This is a genomic window from Arthrobacter sp. AG1021, from assembly GCF_003633665.1.
Taxonomy (GTDB): Bacteria; Actinomycetota; Actinomycetes; order Actinomycetales; family Micrococcaceae; genus Glutamicibacter; species Glutamicibacter soli.
Map to the genome: position 1 here is coordinate 24606 of NZ_RBLB01000008.1, position 21091 is coordinate 45696.

General features: G+C 65.1%; 18 protein-coding genes and 1 tRNA gene. 16 read left to right on the forward strand and 3 right to left on the reverse strand.

All coding sequences use genetic code 11. The features are described from left to right. Window positions 1–272: 272 nt before the first annotated feature. The 9 genes from DFO58_RS08625 (at window position 273) to DFO58_RS08665 (ending at window position 8341) form a co-directional block, all read left to right on the forward strand. The gene (locus DFO58_RS08625) at window positions 273–1130 is read left to right on the forward strand and encodes a ParA family protein (RefSeq protein WP_286163565.1); all 858 of its coding nucleotides are present in this window, start codon (window positions 273–275) and stop codon (window positions 1128–1130) included. Then, on the forward strand, window positions 1130–2047 hold the full coding sequence (locus tag DFO58_RS08630) for a segregation/condensation protein A (RefSeq protein ID WP_120990239.1): 918 nt from the start codon (window positions 1130–1132) through the stop codon (window positions 2045–2047). Before DFO58_RS08625 ends, DFO58_RS08630 begins: the two co-directional genes overlap by 1 nt. After that, the gene (scpB, locus tag DFO58_RS08635; protein WP_047118668.1) at window positions 2040–2630 is read left to right on the forward strand and encodes an SMC-Scp complex subunit ScpB; all 591 of its coding nucleotides are present in this window, start codon (window positions 2040–2042) and stop codon (window positions 2628–2630) included. The genes DFO58_RS08630 and scpB overlap by 8 nt, the downstream gene beginning before the upstream one ends. 98 nt (window positions 2631–2728) lie before the next feature. Further along, entirely contained in the window at window positions 2729–3862 is a 1134-nt protein-coding gene (locus DFO58_RS08640; RefSeq protein ID WP_053797755.1) for a pseudouridine synthase, read from the forward strand. Between the two features lie 3 nt (window positions 3863–3865). Beyond that, the gene (locus DFO58_RS08645; RefSeq protein WP_047118670.1) at window positions 3866–4966 is read left to right on the forward strand and encodes a prephenate dehydrogenase; all 1101 of its coding nucleotides are present in this window, start codon (window positions 3866–3868) and stop codon (window positions 4964–4966) included. Beyond that, window positions 4963–5658: a (d)CMP kinase gene (cmk, locus tag DFO58_RS08650; protein WP_231735975.1), complete on the forward strand. Its 696-nt coding sequence runs from the start codon at window positions 4963–4965 to the stop codon at window positions 5656–5658. The genes DFO58_RS08645 and cmk overlap by 4 nt, the downstream gene beginning before the upstream one ends. A gap of 66 nt (window positions 5659–5724) precedes the next feature. Beyond that, a complete protein-coding gene (gene der / locus DFO58_RS08655) occupies window positions 5725–7257 on the forward strand; it encodes a ribosome biogenesis GTPase Der (RefSeq protein WP_120990241.1) in 1533 nt (510 codons plus the stop codon). Window positions 7258–7359: 102 nt separating this feature from the next. Then, window positions 7360–7436 (forward strand) — tRNA-Pro (locus tag DFO58_RS08660). A gap of 74 nt (window positions 7437–7510) precedes the next feature. Beyond that, window positions 7511–8341, forward strand: a complete 831-nt coding sequence (locus DFO58_RS08665; RefSeq protein ID WP_120990243.1) for a PhzF family phenazine biosynthesis protein — start codon at window positions 7511–7513, stop codon at window positions 8339–8341. A gap of 26 nt (window positions 8342–8367) precedes the next feature. Here DFO58_RS08665 and DFO58_RS08670 read toward each other — a convergent pair whose 3' ends face one another. After that, window positions 8368–8823 (reverse strand): hypothetical protein, encoded by a 456-nt coding sequence (locus DFO58_RS08670; protein WP_120990245.1) that lies wholly within the window; start codon window positions 8821–8823, stop codon window positions 8368–8370. Between the two features lie 230 nt (window positions 8824–9053). On the opposite strand from DFO58_RS08670, the gene DFO58_RS08675 reads away from it, so the two are divergent. Beyond that, window positions 9054–10769: an ABC-F family ATP-binding cassette domain-containing protein gene (locus tag DFO58_RS08675; protein WP_183043140.1), complete on the forward strand. Its 1716-nt coding sequence runs from the start codon at window positions 9054–9056 to the stop codon at window positions 10767–10769. 150 nt (window positions 10770–10919) lie between these two features. Beyond that, window positions 10920–12809 carry an FAD-binding monooxygenase gene (locus tag DFO58_RS08680; RefSeq protein ID WP_120990831.1) on the forward strand — a complete coding sequence of 630 codons (1890 nt, stop codon included), beginning with the start codon at window positions 10920–10922 and terminating at the stop codon, window positions 12807–12809. Window positions 12810–13002: 193 nt separating this feature from the next. On the opposite strand, the gene DFO58_RS08685 is transcribed toward DFO58_RS08680, so the two are convergent. After that, the gene (locus DFO58_RS08685; protein WP_047118676.1) at window positions 13003–13362 is read right to left on the reverse strand and encodes a DUF488 family protein; all 360 of its coding nucleotides are present in this window, start codon (window positions 13360–13362) and stop codon (window positions 13003–13005) included. Between the two features lie 238 nt (window positions 13363–13600). On the opposite strand from DFO58_RS08685, the gene DFO58_RS08690 reads away from it, so the two are divergent. The 4 genes from DFO58_RS08690 (at window position 13601) to DFO58_RS08705 (ending at window position 16245) form a co-directional block, all read left to right on the forward strand. Continuing rightward, on the forward strand, window positions 13601–14053 hold the full coding sequence (locus tag DFO58_RS08690) for an FHA domain-containing protein (protein ID WP_047118677.1): 453 nt from the start codon (window positions 13601–13603) through the stop codon (window positions 14051–14053). A 74-nt stretch (window positions 14054–14127) separates the two neighbouring features. Then, complete coding sequence (locus DFO58_RS08695) at window positions 14128–14883, forward strand: MerR family transcriptional regulator (protein WP_231735974.1); 756 nt, start codon at window positions 14128–14130, stop codon at window positions 14881–14883. A 41-nt stretch (window positions 14884–14924) separates the two neighbouring features. Further along, window positions 14925–15407, forward strand: a complete 483-nt coding sequence (locus DFO58_RS08700) for a bifunctional nuclease family protein (RefSeq protein WP_113607901.1) — start codon at window positions 14925–14927, stop codon at window positions 15405–15407. 247 nt (window positions 15408–15654) lie between these two features. Further along, window positions 15655–16245, forward strand: coding sequence for a MerR family transcriptional regulator (locus tag DFO58_RS08705; RefSeq protein ID WP_047118679.1), 591 nt, complete (start codon window positions 15655–15657; stop codon window positions 16243–16245). Window positions 16246–16342: 97 nt separating this feature from the next. Here the strand turns inward: DFO58_RS08705 and DFO58_RS08710 are convergent, their stop codons facing one another. Continuing rightward, window positions 16343–17158: a ParA family protein gene (locus tag DFO58_RS08710; RefSeq protein WP_047120635.1), complete on the reverse strand. Its 816-nt coding sequence runs from the start codon at window positions 17156–17158 to the stop codon at window positions 16343–16345. 352 nt (window positions 17159–17510) lie between these two features. Between DFO58_RS08710 and DFO58_RS08715 the strand changes: the two genes are divergently transcribed. After that, window positions 17511–20963, forward strand: a complete 3453-nt coding sequence (locus tag DFO58_RS08715; protein ID WP_120990249.1) for a pyruvate carboxylase — start codon at window positions 17511–17513, stop codon at window positions 20961–20963. The last annotated feature ends 128 nt before the right edge of the window (window positions 20964–21091 follow it).

The following is a 21091-nucleotide window of genomic DNA, read 5'->3' on the forward strand; positions in this document are numbered from 1 at the left end:
TTGTCCGCAACGGTCCGTGCCCTCGCGAGGACCCCGAGTCCGGGGTTCGCTGCCTTTCGGAGCGTCGGAGAAAATACCCAGCGTCCATACAACATTTGAGTTAAGGTTCAAGGTAAAGGCTCGCCGTGAAAAAGTTGAAAATACGCCGAATGTCCCTCCCGCCCGATAACCTTTAAATGAGCCGAAAGCTCGAAATTTTTGTCAGGAATAACGGGAAGTGTGGTTGACCCATCGTGAGCGAGGAACAGGCAAGCAAGGTCCGCGGCGCCGGGATGCTCAAGGAGCCCCGCCCGGTGGGCCCCACCGGCAAACCACTCTCGGAATTCCCCGTACCCGCCGCCCTGCCGTCCCACGGCCCGGCACGCGTCATCGCCATGGTGAACCAGAAGGGCGGGGTGGGCAAAACCACCTCGACCATCAACCTGGCCGCGGCGCTCGCCGAGTACGGCCGCAAGGTGCTGCTGGTGGACTTCGACCCGCAGGGCGCGTTGTCCGCGGGCTTCGGCACCAACCCGCATGAAATGGACGTCACCGTCTACAACGTGCTGATGGACCGCAATGTGACGATCACCGACGCGATCCGCCAGACCGATGTGGAGAACATCGACCTGCTCCCGGCGAACATCGACCTGTCCGCCGCCGAGGTGCAGCTGGTCAACGAGGTCGCCCGCGAGCAGGTGCTCGAACGCGCGCTGCGCCACGTGATCGACGACTACGACGTGGTGCTCATCGACTGCCAGCCATCCCTCGGCCTGCTGACCATCAACGCGCTGACCGCCGCCCACGGCGTGATCATCCCGCTGACCGCCGAATTCTTCGCACTGCGCGCCGTGGCCCTGCTGATGGAAACCATCGACAAGGTCAAGGACCGCCTGAACCAGGTGCTGGAACTCGACGGCGTGCTGGCCACCATGTACGACGCCCGCACCCTGCACAGCCGCGAGGTCATCACCCGCCTGGATGAGGCTTTCGGCGACAAGCTCTTCGAAACCGTCATCAAGCGCACCATCAAGTTCGCCGACGCGAACGTGGCCGCAGAGCCGATCACCTCCTACGCCGCCAACCACCCCGGCGCGGAGGCCTACCGCAACCTGGCCCGCGAGCTGATCTGGCGTGGTGGTGCCCCGTAATGAGCACCATGCTCAGCGAGGACCAACGCGAACAAACCGCCACCGGCACCCCCGACGAAAGCCCCGACACGGGCCAGGGGGAATCGGCTGGCGGTTTTCGCCTTGCCCTGGCAAATTTCAACGGGCCCTTTGACGTCCTGCTGCACCTGATCACCAAACGCGAACTGGACATCACCGAGGTGGCGCTCGCCGAAGTGACGGACGAATTCATCGCCTACCTGCGCGAGCTGCAGGACAGCAGCCGCGAAGCCGGCAGCGACGGGATGAAGATCCTGGATGAAACTACCGAATTCCTGGTCGTCGCCTCCACGCTGCTCGATCTGAAGGCCGCCCGGCTGCTGCCGCGTGGGGAAATGGCCGACGAGGAGGACTTCGAGCTGCTCGAAGCCAGGGACCTGCTGTTTGCGCGGCTGCTGCAGTACAAGGCGTTCAAGCACGCCGCCGCCTTCCTGGGGGAGCGCTACGAGTCCGAAGGCTCGCGCCGTCCGCGCGAGGTGGCGCTGGAGCCGGAATTCGCCGCGCTGCTGCCCGAGCTGATCTTCTCGATCGGCCCCGAACGCTTCGCCCAGATCGCCGCCGGCGCGCTTGCGCCGAAGCCCGAGCCGATCACCGAAGTGGGGCTCGGCCACCTGCATGGAGCGAACGTCACCATCGCCGCCGAGGCGGAGTCCATCGCGGAACTGCTGGCCGCGCACGGGGCCATGGACTTCACCGCGCTGGTCGCCGACGCCGCCAAGCATCTGGTGGTCGTGGTGCGTTTTCTGGCATTGTTGGAGATGTTCAGGCAAAAGGTCATCAGCTTCGAGCAGCTGGACCCGCTCGGCCCGCTGCAGATCAGCCTGGCCGGGGAGTCTGACTTCGACGCCGACGCGGTGCAGGACGACTACGAGGGGAGTGGTGAGGCGGATCATGAGTGAGATTGCACCCATTGACCAGCTTCCCGGAGGCCTGGAATCGGGGCTCGAAGCGGTGCTGATGGTCGCAGATACCCCCGTATCCTCGGCGCGTTTGGCCGAAATCTTCGAGGTGCCGGTACCCCGGATCGCTGCCGCCTTGGAGAACCTGGCGAACGAGTATGATAGTAAGGATCGCCCGCGCGGATTTGAACTGCGACGCGTCGCCTCCGGGTGGCGCTTCTATTCGCGGGCCGATTATGCCGATTTCGTCTCCAGTTATGTGCTCGACGGGCAAACAGCACGCCTGTCACAGGCCGCCCTAGAAACCCTGGCTGTCATCGCTTACCGACAGCCGGTCTCGCGTGGACGTATTTCGGCGATTCGAGGTGTCAACGTCGATTCGGTGGTGCGCACACTGCTCACCCGCGGATTGATCACGGAGTATCCGGAGATGGGCGATGGTGGAGCGACGCTCTACCAAACGACCGAATACTTCCTGGAACGACTGGGACTGGGCTCGCTCCAGGAGCTGCCCGCGCTGTCCCCGTATCTGCCCGGGGTGGCCGATCTCGAATCGCTGGATTCGGCAACCTACGACGACTAGGCAATGCAGCTGTGCAGCATTGCCCGACAGGACCAACGACGCCTGGGCCCACCGGCCGCAGGCGCGCGAATACGTAACAGCAAGGGACAAGTCTTAGCATGAGCAGGGGATCCTCCTCCGGCCGCAACCCACGCGGCAACAATTCAAACTTCGGCAAGCCAGCCGGTTCCCGTTCGGGACAGGGCGGCAAGCCCGGCGCCGGCGGCAAGTCCTTCGGCAAGACCGGTGGACGCCCGGGCTCCGGCCCGGCCAAGCCCTACGGCAAGCCGGCCGACTCCAAGCCCTACGGCAAGTCCGCGGGCGCCAAGTCCGGCGGATCCAAGCAGGCCGGCGGCTCGGCCAAGCGCAACACCTCGGCGGCGCGCAAGAACTCCGAGCGCGCCTTCTCCAAGGAGCGCTTCGGCAACTCGGTGCCGACCAACTACGCCCGCCCGACCCAGCGCGCCCGCGCCCAGGCCCGCGCCGAGAGCCAGGCCGCCCGCGCCCAGTACGGCGAGTTGATGGACGGCGTGCGCCTGCAGAAGGCCATGGCCAACGCCGGGGTCGCTTCGCGCCGCGTCTGCGAGGAGATGATCCTCGAAGGCCGCGTGGAGGTCAACGGCAACCTGGTCGTCGAGCTGGGCACCCGCATTGACCCGGCGAAGGACTCCATCCACGTGGACGGCATGCGCATCCAGCTGAACAAGGCCGCCCGCTACTACGTCTTCAACAAGCCCAAGCACGTCATGTGCACCATGGACGACCCCGAGGGCCGCCGCACCATTGCGGACTACTTCAAGAACGAGCACCTCTCCCAGCGCCTGTTCCACGTCGGCCGCCTGGACTACAAGACCGAGGGCCTGCTCATCCTGACCAACGACGGGGAGCTGGCCAACCGCCTGCAGCACCCGAAGTACGAGGTCCCCAAGACCTACCTGGTGCAGGTCCCCGGCCCGCTGCCGCGCTCCGTGGGCAAGCAGCTGCGCGACGGCGTCAAGCTGGAGGACGGCTGGATCAAGGTCGACGACTTCAAGCTGATCGACCAGTCCCCGAAGCACGTGATGGTGGAAGTGACCCTGCACTCGGGCCGCAACCGCATCGTGCGCCGCATGTTCGACGCCGTGGGCCATCCGGTCGAGCGCCTGGTGCGCGTGGCCATCGGCCCGATCCAGCTCGGCGACCAGAAGCAGGGCGTCATCCGCTCCCTGGGCAACCAGGAAGTCGGCCACCTGATGAAAATGGTGGGGATGTAGCCCATGGCCACCTCACACCTCGCCGGGCCGGTGCTGGTCATCGGCACCGGACTGCTGGGCACCTCCGTGGGACTGGGGCTGCGCGCCAAGGGCGTGAGCGTCTACCTGCAGGACATTTCGCCGACCGCCCAGGGCGTGGCCCAGGACATCGGCGCCGGCGTGGTGCTGCACGGGGAGAAGATCGCCCCGGAGCTCGTGGTCATCGGCGCCCCGCCGGACGTCACCGCCCGTCTGGTCGGCGACGCCCTGCTGGCCTACCCGAACGCCACCGTGGTGGACATCGCCAGCGTCAAGGGCTCGATCCTGGACGCGGTGCTTGCCGACGAGCGGCTGGGCGAGGCGGAAACCTCGCGCTACGTGGGTACCCACCCGATGGCCGGACGCGAGAAGTCGGGCCCGGCCGCCGCCCGCGGCGAGCTGTTCACCGCCATGCCGTGGGTCATCTGCGCACACCAGAACGCGCAGCCGGACCGCGTCATTGCCGCCGAATCGCTGGCCATCGACCTGGGCGCGACCATGCACCGCATGTCGGTGACCGAGCACGACGAGTCGGTGGCGCTGATCAGCCACTTCCCGCAGGCCGCCAGTTCGATGATCGCCTCCCGGCTGCTGAACGCCGAGGGCCACCAGCTGGCCCTGGCCGGCAATGGGCTGCGCGACACCACGCGCATCGCCGCCAGCGACGAGAAGCTGTGGATCCAGATCTTCGCGCACAACTCCAAGGCGCTGATCCCGATCCTGACCGGCATGAAGGAAGACCTGGACCGGCTGATCAACACCCTGCAGCACCCGGAGGAACCCGGCGCGCTGCTTGACCTCTCGCAGCTGATGACCGAGGGCAACGCCGGCCGCGCCCGCATCCCGGGCAAGCACGGCGCCCCGCCGCAGGCCTTCGCCCTGGTCACCGTGGTCGTGGATGACAAGCCCGGGCAGATCGCCGCGCTGCTGGCGCAGATCGGCGAGGCCGGGATCAACATCGAGGACCTGCGCATGGAGCACTCCGCGGGCCATCAGGTCGGACTGGTGGACGTCTCGGTGCTGCCGGGGCGCCGAGACGAACTGATAAACGCATTGATTTTCAACGGATGGAAGGTTGCCCAGTGAGCATCGAGAACAACCAGGACCTCGCGGACGCCAAGCTCGTCGTCGCCATCGACGGACCCAGCGGTTCGGGCAAGTCCTCGGTGTCCAAGGCAGTGGCCCGCAAGCTGGGCGCTGCCTACCTTGACACCGGAGCGATGTACCGGGCGATCACCTACTCGGTGCTCGCCGACGGCACCGACCTGGCCGACGCCGCCGCCGTGGCCCAGGCAGTGCGCGACGCCAAGCTGAGCATCTCGGTGGACCCGGACGCCGAACTGGTGGTCATCGGGGACACCGACGTGACCGCCGCCATCCGCGAACCGCGCATCTCCGAGCAGGTCTCCACGGTTGCCACCAACTTGGAGGCCCGCGCCGAACTGGTGCGCCGCCAGCAGGAGATTATCGCTGCGAACACCCGCATCGTGGCCGAGGGCCGCGACATCACCACCGTGGTCGCCCCCCACGCCCACGCCCGCATCCTGCTCACCGCGTCCGAGGAGGCGCGCCTGCGCCGCCGCGGACTGCAGCTGGGCGGCACCCAGAACGACGCGCAGCTGGCTACCCAGGTGCTGGCGCGCGACGCCAAGGACTCGACCGTGGTGAACTTCACCCAGGCCGCGGACGGCGTGATGACCGTGGATTCCTCGGACCTGGATTTCGAACAGACCATTGCCGCCGTGCTCGACGCCGTCGAGACCGCCACCACCAACTAGCCACGAGCTGGTGCCCATCCTCGGCGAGAGCCGATGAAGATTACCGATCGCTGTGAAGGGAAAATCATGAGCGAGAACAACTCCACCCACGACGAGGAATACATCCCCGTTGGAGACGACGATATCGCCGAGCGCCTTGCCGAACTGAGCGAAGAAGACGCCGCGATTCGCACCCAGGCCCTGCTTTCGGGCCTGGACGACTACGACCTGGACGACGAGGACGCCGCGTTGCTCGCGGGCCTGGACGAGGACGACGAGGATGAGAAGGACGTTGTCATCCCGCCGGTGCTCGCCGTCATCGGGCGCCCCAACGTGGGCAAGTCCACCCTGGTCAATCGCATTATCGGCCGCCGCGAAGCGGTCGTCGAAGACACCCCGGGCGTGACCCGCGACCGCGTGTCCTACTCCGCCGAGTGGATGGGACGCCCGTTCACCATTGTGGACACCGGTGGCTGGGAGCACGATGCCAAGGGCATCCACGCCTCCGTGGCCGAGCAGGCCGAGATCGCCGCCGACGTGGCCGACGCCATCATGTTTGTGGTCGACTCACATGTGGGGGCCACCGCCACCGACGAGGCAGTGGTGAAGATGCTGCGCCGCAAGGGCAAGCCGGTCTTCCTCGTGGCCAACAAGGTCGACGACTTCAACCAGGAAGCCGAGGCCGCAGTGCTCTGGGGCCTGGGCTTCGGCCAGCCGTGGCCGGTTTCCGCGCTGCACGGCCGCGGCACCGCAGACCTGCTGGACGCGGTCATGGAGAAGCTGCCCACCCACTCGGCCTACGGGGGAGTCATCCCCTCCGGCGGCCCGCGCCGCATCGCGCTGATCGGCCGCCCGAACGTGGGCAAGAGCTCGCTGCTGAACAAGCTCGCAGGCTCCGAGCGCGTGGTGGTCGACGACTACGCGGGCACCACCCGCGACCCGGTGGACGAACTGGTCGAACTGGGCGGGGAAGTCTGGCGCTTCGTGGACACCGCGGGCATCCGCCGCCGTCAGCACATGGCCGTCGGCTCGGACTACTACGCCTCGCTGCGCACCCAGTCGGCCCTGGAGAAGGCCGAGGTCGCCGTGGTGCTGCTGGCCGCGAACGAAACCGTGTCCGAGCAGGACGTGCGCATCATCCAGCTGGCCATCGAGGCCGGCCGCGCGCTGGTGGTGGTCTTCAACAAGTGGGACGAGGTGGATGAGGACCGCCGCTACTACCTGGAGCAGGAAATCGACCGCGACCTGGCCCACATCCACTGGGCGCCGCGGGTGAACATGTCGGCCAAGACCGGCTGGCACAAGGACAAGATGATCCCGGCGCTGCACACCGCGCTGGAATCCTGGGACAAGCGCATCCCGACCGGCAAGCTCAACGCCTTCCTGGGCGAGCTCGTCGCGGCCCACCCGCACCCGGTGCGCGGCGGCAAGCAGCCACGCATCCTGTTCGGCACCCAGGCCTCGGCCCGCCCGCCGAAGTTCGTGCTGTTCACCACCGGATTCCTGGATCCGGGCTACCGCCGCTTCATCACCCGCCGCCTGCGTGAGACCTTCGGTTTCGACGGCAGCCCGATCGAAGTATCGATGCGAATCCGCGAACGCCGCGGCCGCAACAGGTAACGGTTCGAAAAGTCCACCCGACTTGGTGTAGGCTTATCTAGGAGCTTTTCGCAGACGGCACCCTTGGTTCTCACGACTTGGGGATAACGGCTGCGAAGGCATCGGGCTATGGCGCAGCTTGGTAGCGCGCCTGACTGGGGGTCAGGAGGTCGCAAGTTCAAATCTTGTTAGCCCGACCAGCGGATCAACCCCGGCGAGATTCTCGCCGGGGTTTTTCATGCCCGAAAACCGCCCGCCGAGCAAGGGAAAAACGATGCGCCGCAGATTCATCCAGGTCGACGTGTTCAGCCGAGACCCGTACAAGGGCAACCCGCTGGGGGTCGTGCTGGACGGCGAAGGGCTGGACACCGCGCAGATGCAGGACTACTCCAGCTGGTCCAACCTCTCCGAGGTCACCTTCGTGCTGCCGCCCAGCGACGGGCGCGCGGATTTCCGTTTCAGGATCTTCGCCGGCGAGCAGGAGTTCCCCTTCGCCGGCCACCCCACCCTGGGCACGGTGAAAGCCTGGCTGGCCGCCGGCGGGAGACCGCAAAACGCTGCCGAGGTGATCGCCGAATGCCAGGCGGGCCCGGTTCCCGTGCGGGTGCAGGACGAGCTGCTGTTCTTCCAGAGCCCTGCGTTGCTGCGCTCCGAGGCGCTGGAGGAGGCAGAAGTCCGGAAGATCAGCGAGATCCTGGGCATTGACGCCGGGGCGATCACCGCCGCCTTCTGGGCAGACAACGGTCCGGGGTGGCGCGCGGTGCTGTTGGAGGACGCCGACGCGGTGCTGGCGCTGGCGCCGGATGCGTCGCGCCGTCCCGGCATGTGGAAGATCGGGGTGCTGGGACCGCTGGAGTCCGGTGGCTTCGAGGTCCGCGCGCTGAAATTCGCCGACGGCGTCTTGCGCGAAGACCCGGTCACCGGCAGCCTGAACGCCGCCGCGGCCGAGTGGCTCGTCGCGCACCAGCTGGCCGAAGCCCCGTTCTGCAACCGCCAGGGCACCGTGCTGGGCCGTCGCGGACTGGTTCGATTCCAGCAGGAGGACGGAGCCTTGTGGACCGGAGGCGCAACCCACGTGCTGATCGACGGCCATATAGAGCTCTGAGCACCGCGGCGGCAGTCCTGCCGGATTCAGGCCTGGCTGGTGTCAAGCTCCTCGGTTCTGGCCACCACGCTCACTTCGGTACCCAGCACGGACACCGTCACGGACTTCAGCGACGGATCGCCAAACTCTTCCAGCAGCCGCAGCGCGAAGTATTTCAGATCCCGATCCGTGGTGGGTTCCGAGCCGTTCACACTCAGTTCCAGCTCGCCGGGCTTCGAGGCTCCCCAGCTGACGATCTGGCGTTCGGCGGTCCCCGGCATCCACAGCTGCACCGAGGAATCATCGCGCAGCCAATAGGCTTCCATCAGCTGGTCCGCCCAGCGTTGGCTCTCAACGGCTTCGCCGCGTTTCCGCTCCAGCTCGGTCTGCTCTTTGGGGGATACCGCCGGGGCCGTGGGCGAACTCGGCTCGAACTCCAGCGGCGCGCAACCAACCAGGGCGCAGACGAGCAGCAGGACGCTGGGAACTGCGAGCCTGCGCATTGAACCTCCTGGATTGCCGCACTCTGAATTCTAGTTGCCGCACGGTCTCATTGCCCGCACCAGCGGCTGAGAGTAGGCTGAATCCATGGGTACGTTGCATCATTAAGACTGCCGCCGCGTTGAGCCGTGCTCCGCGATGGACAGTTCCGATCCGCCGCAGGTCACCTGCGGCGCCCTTGAACGTACCGGTTCCGCCTGATTCGCGGGCCGCCAGCAGATGACGGATGGCCATGACCCGACAACACGACCCCTCGAATATCCCTGCGGCTGAGCAGGCCGCGGTGCCCTCAGCGGAATTCACCTGCCAACTTCTGGACCTGAGCGTGAGCTTCGGCGACCGCGACGTCCTGGAAAACATCGACTTGGCGATCGGACCGGCCGATCGGATCGCGGTGCTCGGCGACAACGGCTCGGGAAAATCAACGCTCCTGCGTGTATTGGCAGGCACGCTTGCGCCTGACCGCGGCGAGCGGCGCGCCACCGTGCCCGGCGCCATCGCCTACGCCGCGCAGAATCCGCAATTCCCCGGCACCGCCAGCATCGCCGAGGTCACCGACTCTTACCATCACCGGCTGCGGCAGCTGGAAGAACTGATCGGCGCCATCGGGGCCCGGCTCGCGCAAGCCGAAGACGCCGAGGCTGACCGGCTGCTGGCCCAGCTCCAGCTGGTGACCGACCTGTACGAGGCGGCCGACGGATACTCCGTCGGTCCGCGGCTGGACAGTTCGTTGCAGCAGCTCGGGCTCGGAGGCATTCCCCGCGGGACGCCGGTTGGCACGTTGTCCGGGGGCCAGCGCTCGCGGTTGGCGCTGGCCTGCGTGCTCAGCTCCGGTGCGCAACTGCTGCTGCTCGACGAACCCACCAACGACCTCGATGACACCGCGCTGCACTGGCTGGAAACCACGCTCCGGCGGCACCGCGGCGCACTGGTGCTCGTCAGCCACGACCGAGTCTTCCTGGAGCGTTTCGCCCGGCGCATCATCCTGGTCGAAAACCGCGGCCTGACAGCCTACGGCGACGGCTACCGGGGATTCCTGCGGGCCAAGGCCGCCGAACAGGCCGCCGCCATCGCCGCCTTCGACAGCTGGCGCGACGAGCTTGAACGCTCCGAAACCCTGGTCGCGAAGAACGCCGCACGCGTGGCGGCCATCCCGCGAAAACAGGACAAAGCTGGTTTTGGGCACGGCTCCTTCAGGCTGCGCAGCAGGGACCACGGATCAACCAGCAGGATTCGGCAGGCAAAATCCCGGATTGAAGAACTTGCGTCAAACCCCGCGCCCAGGCCGGCGGAACAGCTCGAATTCAGGATGCCGCACGGCGGCGACACCCCCGAAAAACCACGGCAGCCGTTGCTGCACTCCACCGGTGCGGCGCGGCTGGGAGTCCCGCGGCTCGTTCTTGGCGACATGACGCTGGCCGCGGGGGATCGCTGGCTTGTGGGCGGACCCAACGGCGCCGGCAAAACCACGCTGCTGAAGGTGCTGGCCGGAGAGCTTCCCGTAGAGCGAGGCCTGGTCAGCCGTCGGGAAGGGCTGCGCATCGGATGGCTGCGGCAGGAACTCGGCAAGCTGCCCGGGGAAACCGTGATCGAGGCGTTCGCGGCCGCGCTGGGGATCTACCAGGACGAGGCGGTGTCGCGGATTTTCACGCTCGGGCTCTTTGCCCCGCGCGATCTCTTTGTGCACCCCAGGGCGCTGCCAGCCGGACAACGCCGCCGGCTCGAACTGGCCATCGCGGTCAGCCGGGAAGCGGACCTGCTGCTGTTGGACGAGCCGACCAACCACCTTTCTCCGGACCTGGTCGAGCAGTTGGAAGATGCGGTGGCGGATTATCCCGGAGCCGTTGTCACAGTGACCCACGACCGACGCTGGAGGGAAAAGCAAGGTGTGCATCGCGGGGTCCGGCTCCTTGAAGTCAAACAGGGACGGGTGCGCTTCGACCGATGAACCGCTGGCGCCTGCATGGCGCCCGCCTTTTGTGAAGTGTCTTGTTGTGCCTTGGTTCACGCCTCGGCTACAGTTGTAGTGCGATATGAGAACGTGGCGTTCGATTATTGAACATAAGATTTGCTCGACTCAGCTGAATGGGGAGAAACAGTGCAGTTTCATCACAATGGATACGTCTCGGAAGATCCGCGCATCAAGCCTGCGGAGGGGACCGGGGTCGATCGTCCCATCGACCTGCCCGACCCCATGGACGTGCTCATTGTGGGTGCAGGCCCGGCCGGCATCATCACCGCAGCCCAGCTCTCCCAGTTCCCGGACGTGCACACCCGCATCATCGACCGCCGTCCGCACCGCCTGCAGATCGGCCAGGCCGACGGCATCCAGTCGCGCACAGTAGAGACGTTCCAGGCCTTCGGCTTCGCTGAGAGCATCACCGCCGAAGCCTACCGCATCACCGAAACCACCTTCTGGAACCCGGACCCGCAGAACCCAAAGCACATCATCCGCACCGACCGCACCCCGGACGACGCGAGCGGTGTCAGCGAATTCCCCCACCTGGTGGTGAACCAGGCTCGCGTCATCGACTACTTCGCCGACTTCGCCCGGAACTCATCCGCGCGCATCGAACCGGACTACGGCTGGGACTTCGAGACCCTGGTGATTGAAGACGAGGGGGAGTACCCGGTCAAGGTCACCGTCACCGGAACCGGAGAGAACAACCTCGGGCAAAGCCGCGAGGTCCGCGCCAAGTACGTGGTCGGTGCGGATGGCGCCCGCAGCGGGGTGCGCCGTTCCATCGGCGCGACCTTGTCGGGCGACAAGGCGAATCACGCGTGGGGCGTCATGGACACCTTGGCCCTGACCGATTTCCCGGACGTGCGCACCAAGTCGGCCATTCATTCGAGCAACGGGTCGATCCTGCTGATCCCGCGCGAGGGCGGCCAGCTGTTCCGCCTCTACGTCGACCTGGGCGAGGTAGCGGAAGACGACAACGGAAAGGTGCGGCAGACCTCGCTGGATGAGATCATCCAGCGTGCGCAGGCGATTCTGCAGCCCTACACGCTGGACGTGAAGAACGTTGCCTGGCACAGCGTTTACGAGGTCGGCCACCGGCTCACCGACCGCTTCGACGATGTGCCGCTGGAGGAGATCGGAATGCGGGATCCCCGGGTCTTCATTGCCGGCGACGCCTGCCACACGCACTCGGCCAAGGCGGGCCAAGGCATGAACGTGTCCATGCAGGACGGCTTCAACCTGGCCTGGAAACTGGGCTACGTGCTCAGCGGACGGTCCCCGCAAAGCTTGCTGGCCACGTATTCCGCCGAGCGCAAGGTCATCGCCAAGGACCTGATCGATTTCGACAAGAAGTGGTCCTCGCTGATGGCCGCGAAGCCCGAGGAGCTCGAAGGCGAGGAAGGCGTCGCCGAATTCTACGTCCGCACCGCTGAATTCCCGGCCGGCTTCATGACCGAATACCAGCCGTCGGAGCTGACTGCCGTGAACGAGTTCCAGCACCTGGCCACGGGATTCCCGGTGGGCAAGCGCTTCAAGTCGGCCGAGGTCATGCGGCTTGGTGACAACAACCCGGTGCACCTGGGCCACCACCACCGCGCCGACGGCCGCTACCGCATCTACGTCTTCGCCGACCAGGCGGCGGCCGGTGCCGTATCAGCCGTGGCGAAACTGTCGGACTGGCTGCTGGACTCGGAGGATTCGCCCTTGCGACGCTTCACTCCGGCCGGCGCCGACATAGATTCGATTTTCGACGTCAAGGTCATCTACCGCCAGGACTACACCACCATCAACCTCAATGACGCGCCAGCGGTCTTCCGCCCGCACTGCGGCCAGTTCGGCCTGATGGACTACCAGAAGGTGTACACGGCGCTGGAAGGCAACAGCATCTTCGCCCAGCGCGGCATCGCCGACGAGGGAGCCATCGTGATCGTGCGACCCGACATGTACGTGGCCAACATCCTGCCGCTGCAGGCAACCGACCAGCTGCGCGACTTCTTCACCCCTGTGCTGCGCGAACAGCGCTAGGTCAGAAGCGGGCCAGCGGGTGCCTCAGGGCTCCCGAGGGCCCGCTTCGGAATTTTTACTCCCGGCCGGGAGTTGATTCTTGACGAAGGCTATCCATCAAGGGGAAACATGAGCCAGGAATTTTCGTTCAACCTGCAGAACGTCGTCGAATCGGACATGGCCTGCGTCGACGGCGTGTGCTTTGTACCCGCTGCTACGACTGGAGCTGCGGAAGAAGATAGTCCCGCAGCACCACCGCGTGATTGACCTCTTCGTTTTTCGCTCCGTAAACAAACGTCACCGTCGGGTGCTGCGCTAGCAGCTCCAGGAATTCGTCCACCGCAGGATTCTGGTTCAGCTCCTGCCGGTAGTGTTCGGCGAACTCGGAGAACCGCTCAGGGTCGTGGTGCCAAGCCTTGCGCAGCTCCGAGCTCGGAGTCACCGCCTTGGCCCATTTCTCGATTTCCAGTTGCTGCTTGGTCAAACCACGAGGCCAGAGGCGATCCACCAGAATCCGGTAGCCATCTGAATCCGAAGGATCCGCATAGGCACGCTTCAGGAGAATCCTGGTCATGACGCTCACCCTTTCACTACGCACCACGGGGCTCGCGGATGTTTTGGACCCCGAACCATCTCCAATACTTGCATGATCCCACGAATGAGCATGGGCGGAGCTGGAAATATCGGCTTTTCTGTTATCGCCGACCTCTTGAGTAGGCTAATCTGGAAATAGTTTGGTAGAGCGTATCGAACTAATGTTGATTCAAGGTCGTCTTGCACGAACTTAACGCAGAACTTCTGGAGGACCACAAATGTCGGAAAATGGGCCGGTAACCCCGCACAACGAGTCTGCGTCCGAGACGACCAATATTTCGCTTCCCTCGTTCCAGAGCTCCTCCGAGCCTGCCGTCATCTACACGCTGAGCGAGGATGAAAAGCGCGCCGTCGCCGCGCTCCCGTCCGGCTCCGCACTGCTGGTAGCCCACACCGGACCGAACAAGGGCGCCCGCTTCCTGCTGGACACCGACGAAAGCATCGCCGGCCGCCACCCGAACGCTGACATCTTCCTTGACGACGTCACGGTCTCGCGCCGCCACGCCAAGTTCACCCGCACCGAGAAGGGCTTCACGCTGACCGATATCGGTTCGCTGAACGGCACCTACATCAACGGCGACCGCATCGACTCCATTACCCTGACCAACGGTGTCCAGGTTCAGATCGGGAAGTTCCGACTCAATTTCTACCAAAGCGTGCCCAACCTTTAAACTGGTTCAGTTAGAGGTCTTGTTGCCTGCATCGATCGCGCCGGCAACCACGTAATCACCGAGGTGTTAGTTCTTTGCCGATGTTCAATGCAGCCAGTAGCCCACGACTCGAGGCGATCCGTCACGAGGGCGTGCGGCAGGCTGCGCTCAACATCGGCGAGGTGCTGGCCGAGCTCAAGGATGAATTTCCGCGGGTCACCGCCTCGAAGATCCGCTTCCTCGAAGACAAGGGCCTGATCATCCCGCAGCGCACCTCGGCGGGCTACCGCAAGTACAGCGCTAGCGATGTCAGCAGGCTGCGCTTCATCCTGTCCGTACAGCGCGACCAGTACCTGCCATTAAAGGTCATCAAGGACCATCTGGACGCCGTGGACCGCGGCGAAGCCCCGGCAGCACTGCCAGGCGGCGCTCCGGTGGCGCCGGTCGCCGTCGGCAAGGACATGGCCGAAGCCGTGGAAAACCATTCCCGCTCGGTATCCATGGCGGAATTGCAAGGAATCACCGGTGCCAGCGAGACACTCATCCACGACCTGATGAAGTTCGGGCTGATCGAGACGCAGGGCGGGCTGTTCGATTCCAACGGCATCCGCATCACCAAGTCTGCAGTCCAGCTTTCCAACCACGGCATCGAGCCGCGCCACCTGCGCCAGTTCCGCACCGCTGCTGAACGCGAATTCTCGCTGATCGAATCGATCGTGGGCAACGAGCTACGCAAGCCCGAAGTATCCGCCAGGGCGCGGGCTGCCGAAGAAGCCCAGGAAATTTCACGCCAGTGCCTGGAGCTGCATGAAGCTCTGGTGCAGCGTGCTATTTCCCAGATCGATCGCTAAGCTGAAGTCAGCAACGAGTTTTCAACCCTCAGGGGGCTATCATGCTGGATCTGGAGTTTGCGGGAATCCGCATTCAACTGCCGGCGAATCAACCGCTGCTGCTGCTTAAGCAACACGAAAAAGAACTTTATCTGCCGCTGTGGATCGGTGCACCCGAAGCATCGGCCATCGCGATGTCGGAGCAGGGGCTGACCCCTCCGCGCCCCATGACCCACGATTTGATGATCAACGTCTTCGAAGCGCTGGGCATCACCCTGGACCGAGTTGAAATCATTTCGGTCCAGAACGCCGTCTTCGCCGCCGAACTCGTGCTCTCCAACGGCAAGCGCGTGGACTCCCGATCTTCCGACGCGGTAGCCCTGGCAGTGCGCGTGCAGTGCCCCATCAAGTGCACCGAAGAGGTCATGCAGGAAGCCGGAGTCATCATCGAAGGGGCCGCAGAAGACGAAGAAGCCCCGGAAGAGCAGATGCGCGAGTTCCGTGAATTCCTCGACAACATCGACCCGGAAGACTTCTCCTCCTAGCCCGCCAGACCGACTTTGCCGCTTGGCATCCGGACTGCTGTGCTGCGGGAGGTCGCCGGTAAATTCCGACACGCCTTAAAGTTAAACTTGAAGGTCTTTGACCCGGGTTGAATATGGCCGTACCGTCATTGCATAGGGATATTTTTCGCTCACCCGGTTTCGTGGTCGTTCATCACTCGCACCCTGCCGGACGGCGAATATTTTGACACTCGCAAACGGTACATGCTTACACGCAAGGAGCAATTGGATGGAGACAAGCCAGACAGGCCCACATCACGGGGCTCGCGGCGGCGTTCAGCGATCCAATGCCCAAGGCCTGCTCTTCACGGATGACCTGCCGCAACTGGACGAGCACGCGGGCTACCGCGGGCCAATCGTCTGCAAGGCCGCAGGAATCACCTACCGGCAGCTCGACTACTGGGCCCGCACCGGGCTCGTCGAGCCAGCCGTGAGGGGCGCCAAGGGATCGGGCAGCCATCGGCTGTATTCGTTCCGCGACATCCTAGTCCTCAAGGTCGTCAAGCGCCTGCTGGACACCGGGGTATCACTGCAGCAGATCCGCACTGCGGTCCTTCACTTGCGTGAACGCGGTGTTGAAGATCTTGCACAGATCACCCTGATGAGCGATGGTGCCTCGGTCTACGAGTGCACCAGCGCCGACGAGGTCATCGACCTCGTCCAGAAGGGGCAGGGCGTCTTCGGTATTGCGGTAGGCCGAGTTTGGCGCGAGGTTGAAGGTTCGCTGGCGCAGCTTCCCTCGGAGAACTCCGAGCAGCAAGCGCCGGAAGATGAGCTGGCAGCACGCCGCGCAGCCAAGGCGGCTCGCCAGGTCGGCTAGCAGGTGCGCCAGGCTAATAGACATTAAAGGCATGGTCCGGACTTCCCTCGGGAAGTCCGGACCATGCCTTTTTGTTTGACGTCTGGCTTCGAGCCCATTAGGAGTTCGGGAGGGCAGCCTTCTCCATGACGTCCTTGAGCAGGGCGTCGAACTGCGTGAGCATCGGTGCGGTGGTCTTGGAAGGCCATTGATGCACCGAGTACGCTGCACCCTGGATCTGCTGCCATTCCGGGTGTTCGGGGATTTCAGGCTTGACCATGGAATCGCCGAACATCTGGCGCATTTCAGACAGGCGGAAGGTGTGCTCGGCGGAGTCCTTGCGCACACGGTTGGCGACAACGCTCACGGGGCCCAGCGACGGGGCGAACTCGCGGCGGAACAGTTCCAGGGCACGCTGGGTGCGTTCGGTTCCGGCAACGGAGAACAGGCTCGGTTCGGCTACGAGGACCAGCTGATCCGAAGCGCTCCATGCCATGCGGGTCAAGCCGTTCAGCGATGGCGGGCAGTCAATGAGGACCAGCTGGTAGCCGCTAGTGCGGCTGAGCAGCTGGGTGAGGCGTCGAAGATCCCTGGTTCGCAGGTCCGGTCGGTCGTAGATCCCAGTGAACGCGTCACCCACCGCAACGTCCAGAACTGGAATGCGGGTACGGGACTTCTTTTCAGCGGCCTTCGACTGCCAGGCGGACGCAACCACGTTGTCCTGCAGCCGCACGCGCCGGGCGTTCTTCAGCATCTGCCCGATAGGCTGCTTACCGTTGGCGCGCACACCAAGACCGGTGCTTGCGTCTGCATGCGGGTCGAGATCGATTACGAGGGTCGGAATCCCTGCGGCCAGTGCTGCCGAAGCCAAACCGAGTGTTACGGAGGTCTTTCCTACACCACCCTTGAGGCTGCTGATGCTCACTACGTGCACGGACCAGACCACGCCTTTCGCTGTTCGATTCTTGAACGTCCCGCCGAATATTTTAGTCTCTCCTCATCATAGTGTGCCCGGCGTGGATTCCCCGACTTTGCAACGGTCGATTTCGAGGTTTGACATAACTTAGTGATTAAAACTTCAGCACCGGTCAATATTTCCTATGGTCAGACCACAGGGAGAAATGTTTGGGTGATCTAGGCCTCGTCCGTGTAGGGTGATTGAAGAACGTGCTCGAACGAGCATTTTTGAGAGACCCGACACACCGGTCTCGGGCCATCGAAGTTCCGGGAGTTGCCTTCCGAAACGCGGCCCGGACCCATGTGTGCTGATTCGATGTAGGGACACTATGTTTGAAAAAATCTTGGTCGCCAACCGCGGGGAAATCGCAATCCGCGCTTTCCGTGCCGGCTACGAACTAGGCGCAAAAACCGTTGCAGTCTACCCGCACGAAGACCGCAACTCCGTTCACCGCCAGAAGGCCGACGAGGCCTACCAGATCGGCGAAGAAGGCCATCCGGTCCGCGCCTACCTGAATATTGACGAGATCATCCGCGTCGCCAAGGAAGCCGGCGCAGATGCAATTTACCCAGGCTACGGCTTCATGTCGGAAAACCCCGACCTGGCCCGCGCCGCTGCCGAGAACGGCATTAAGTTCGTTGGCCCGAAGGCCGAAATTCTTGAACTTGCAGGCAACAAGGTTGCAGCACTGAAGGCCGCCAAGGCTGCCGGCATTCCGGTGCTTGCCTCCTCCGAGCCCAGCGACGATGCTGAGCTGCTCATTGCCGAAGCTGACAAGATCGGGTTCCCGATCTTCGTCAAGGCCGTTGCAGGCGGCGGCGGACGCGGCATGCGCCGCGTCGACAAGCGCGAAGACCTGCCCGAGGCGCTGGGCGCCGCCATGCGCGAAGCCGGCACCGCCTTCGGCGACTCGACCGTCTTCCTGGAGCAGGCAGTGCTGCGCCCGCGCCACATCGAGGTGCAGATCCTGGCCGACGAGCAGGGCAACATCGTGCACCTGCACGAGCGCGACTGCTCGCTGCAGCGCCGCCACCAGAAGGTCGTGGAGATCGCGCCGGCGCCGAACCTGGATGAGAGCATCCGCCAGGCGCTGTTCCGCGACGCCGTGAAGTTCGCCGAGGCCCTGGGCTACCAGAACGCCGGCACCGTCGAGTTCCTGGTCGACACCGTGGGCGAGCGAGCCGGGCAGCACGTGTTCATCGAGATGAACCCTCGCATCCAGGTGGAGCACACCGTTACCGAGGAAGTCACCGACATCGACCTGGTGCAGGCGCAGATGCGCATCGCCTCGGGTGAATCGCTGGCCGATCTGGGCATCTCCCAGGACTCCATCCAGGTCCGCGGCTGGGCCCTGCAGTCCCGCATCACTACGGAGGATCCGGCCAACGGCTTCCGCCCGGACGTCGGAACCATCACCGTGTACCGCTCCGCCGGCGGTTCGGGCGTGCGCCTGGACGGCGGCACCATCTACACCGGCGCCGAGGTCTCCCCGCACTTCGACTCGATGCTGGTGAAGCTGACCTGCCGCGGCCGCGACTACGCCACCGCCGTGGCCCGCGCCCGCCGCGCACTGGCCGAATTCCGCGTCCGCGGCGTGGCCACCAACATCCCGTTCATCCAGAACGTGCTCAACGACCCGCAGTTCATCGCCGGCGACGTCGCCACCGACTTCATCGACTCGCGCCCGGACCTGCTGACCGGCAACGAGTCCCAGGACCGCGGCACCAAGGCGCTGAACTACCTGGCGCACGTGACCGTGAACCAGCCCAACGGGGCGCGCATCGAAGGCATCGACCCGCGCAAGAAGCTGCCGACCTTCCCGGGCGACAAGTCCGACGAGCCGGAGCGCTCGCCGTTCGACGGCCCGTCGAAGACCGCGCACCCGGCCGACGGCTGGCGCCAGAAGCTGCTGGAGCTGGGTCCGGAAGGGTTCGCCAAGGCGCTTCGCGAGTCCACCGCCGTGGGCATCACCGACACCACGTTCCGCGACGCGCACCAGTCGCTGCTGGCCACCCGCGTGCGTACCCGGGACCTGCTGGCCGCCGCGCCCGCCTACGCGCACACCGTGCCGCAGCTGTTCTCCATGGAGGTCTGGGGCGGTGCGACCTACGACGTGTCGCTGCGCTTCCTGGGCGAGGATCCGTGGAAGCGCCTTGAGCTGCTGCGCGCCGAGCTGCCGAACATCCCGCTGCAGATGCTGCTGCGCGGCCGCAACACCGTGGGCTACACCCCGTACCCGACCGAGGTGACCGACGCCTTCGTGAAGGAGGCCGCCGCCGCGGGCATCGACATCTTCCGCATCTTCGACGCGCTGAACGACGTGTCCCAGATGGCCCCGGCCATCAAGGCAGTGCGCGAGACCGGCACCGCGGTCGCGGAGGTGGCCCTGTGCTACACCGGCAACCTGCTGGATGCCAACGAGAAGCTCTACACCCTGGACTACTACCTGGACCTGGCGCAGCAGATCGTCGACGCCGGAGCCCACATCATCGCGATCAAGGACATGGCAGGCCTGCTGCGCCCGGCCGCGGCGGCCAAGCTGGTCACCGCGCTGCGCGAGCGCTTCGATCTGCCGGTGCACCTGCACACCCACGACACCTCCGGCGGTCAGATGGCCACCTTGATGGCAGCCATCAACGCCGGCGTGGACGCAGTGGACGTGGCCAGCGCCGCCATGGCCGGCACCACCTCCCAGCCTTCGGCCTCCGCGCTGATTGCCGCGCTGGAGAACACCGAACGCGACCCGGGCCTGTCCCTGGACGCCGTCGCCTCGCTGGAACCGTACTGGGAAGCCGTGCGCGCCATGTACAAGCCGTTCGAGTCGGGCCTGCCGGCGCCGACCGGCCGCGTGTACCAGCACGAAATCCCCGGCGGCCAGCTCTCGAACCTGCGCCAGCAGGCCATCGCACTGGGCCTGGGCGAGCGCTTCGAGGCCATTGAATCGATGTACGCCGCAGTCAACGAAATGCTGGGCAACGTGGTCAAGGTGACCCCGTCCTCCAAGGTGGTCGGCGACCTGGCGCTGCAGCTGGTCGGCTCCGGCGTTCCGGCCGCGGACTTCGAGGCCAACCCGCAGAACTACGACATCCCGGATTCGGTCATCCAGTTCCTCTCGGGCGAGCTGGGCAACCCTCCAGGCGGCTGGCCTGAGCCGTTCCGCACCAAGGCGCTGCAGGGCCGCAACGTGAAGTCCCACGTCGAGGACCTGAGCGCAGAGGATGCCGCGGCGTTGACCAGCGACTCGGACACCATCCGCGGAACCCTGAACCGCCTGCTGTTCGCCGGCCCGACCCGCGACTTCGCGGCCTCGGTGGAGAACTACGGCGACCTGTCGGTGCTGCACACCCGCGACTACCTCTTCGGCCTGGTCCGCGGCCACGAGCACGTCATCTCGCTGGGCACCGGCGTGCGCCTGCTGGTCAAGCTGGTCTCCGTCTCGGAAGCCGACGAAAAGGGCATGCGCACCGTTGTGGTCACGCTCAACGGCCAGTCCCGCCAGATCAAGGTCCGCGACGAGTCGGTGGAATCCACCGTCAAGTCCGCACCGAAGGCCGACCCGAACAACGCCGGCCACGTGGCCGCGCCGTTCGCCGGCGCCGTGACCGTCAGCGTCCAGGTCGGCGACCTGATCGAAGCCGGCCAGTCGGTGGCGACCATCGAGGCGATGAAGATGGAAGCAGGCATCACCGCCAACGCTTCCGGCGTCGTCACCCAGATCACCCTGAACGGCACCAGCCAGGTCCAAGGCGGGGATCTGCTGGTGGTCATCGAACCGAAGTAGCATCTTAGGCAACGCGAACCTGCCGTAAACAAGCCGTGGCCCACGACGAAAGTCGTGGGCCACGGCTTGTTTATGGCACGATCATGGAGGCGGCACCCCACCCGGCGCCGGCCACGAACTACCCAGGA

Excerpts from the sequence above, each read along its gene's own strand:
- DFO58_RS08715 (WP_120990249.1), top strand. The coding sequence starts at position 17,511 with ATGTTTGAAAAAATCTTGGTCGCCAACCGCGGGGAAATCGCAATCCGC.
- DFO58_RS08630 (WP_120990239.1), top strand. The coding sequence starts at position 1,130 with ATGAGCACCATGCTCAGCGAGGACCAACGCGAACAAACCGCCACCGGC.
- DFO58_RS08700 (WP_113607901.1), top strand. The coding sequence starts at position 14,925 with ATGCTGGATCTGGAGTTTGCGGGAATCCGCATTCAACTGCCGGCGAAT.
- DFO58_RS08690 (WP_047118677.1), top strand. The coding sequence starts at position 13,601 with ATGTCGGAAAATGGGCCGGTAACCCCGCACAACGAGTCTGCGTCCGAG.
- DFO58_RS08645 (WP_047118670.1), top strand. The coding sequence starts at position 3,866 with ATGGCCACCTCACACCTCGCCGGGCCGGTGCTGGTCATCGGCACCGGA.
- scpB (WP_047118668.1), top strand. The coding sequence starts at position 2,040 with ATGAGTGAGATTGCACCCATTGACCAGCTTCCCGGAGGCCTGGAATCG.
- DFO58_RS08625 (WP_286163565.1), top strand. The coding sequence starts at position 273 with ATGCTCAAGGAGCCCCGCCCGGTGGGCCCCACCGGCAAACCACTCTCG.
- DFO58_RS08685 (WP_047118676.1), bottom strand. The coding sequence starts at position 13,362 with ATGACCAGGATTCTCCTGAAGCGTGCCTATGCGGATCCTTCGGATTCA.
- DFO58_RS08670 (WP_120990245.1), bottom strand. The coding sequence starts at position 8,823 with ATGCGCAGGCTCGCAGTTCCCAGCGTCCTGCTGCTCGTCTGCGCCCTG.
- DFO58_RS08640 (WP_053797755.1), top strand. The coding sequence starts at position 2,729 with ATGAGCAGGGGATCCTCCTCCGGCCGCAACCCACGCGGCAACAATTCA.
- DFO58_RS08705 (WP_047118679.1), top strand. The coding sequence starts at position 15,655 with ATGGAGACAAGCCAGACAGGCCCACATCACGGGGCTCGCGGCGGCGTT.
- der (WP_120990241.1), top strand. The coding sequence starts at position 5,725 with ATGAGCGAGAACAACTCCACCCACGACGAGGAATACATCCCCGTTGGA.
- DFO58_RS08665 (WP_120990243.1), top strand. The coding sequence starts at position 7,511 with ATGCGCCGCAGATTCATCCAGGTCGACGTGTTCAGCCGAGACCCGTAC.
- DFO58_RS08675 (WP_183043140.1), top strand. The coding sequence starts at position 9,054 with ATGACCCGACAACACGACCCCTCGAATATCCCTGCGGCTGAGCAGGCC.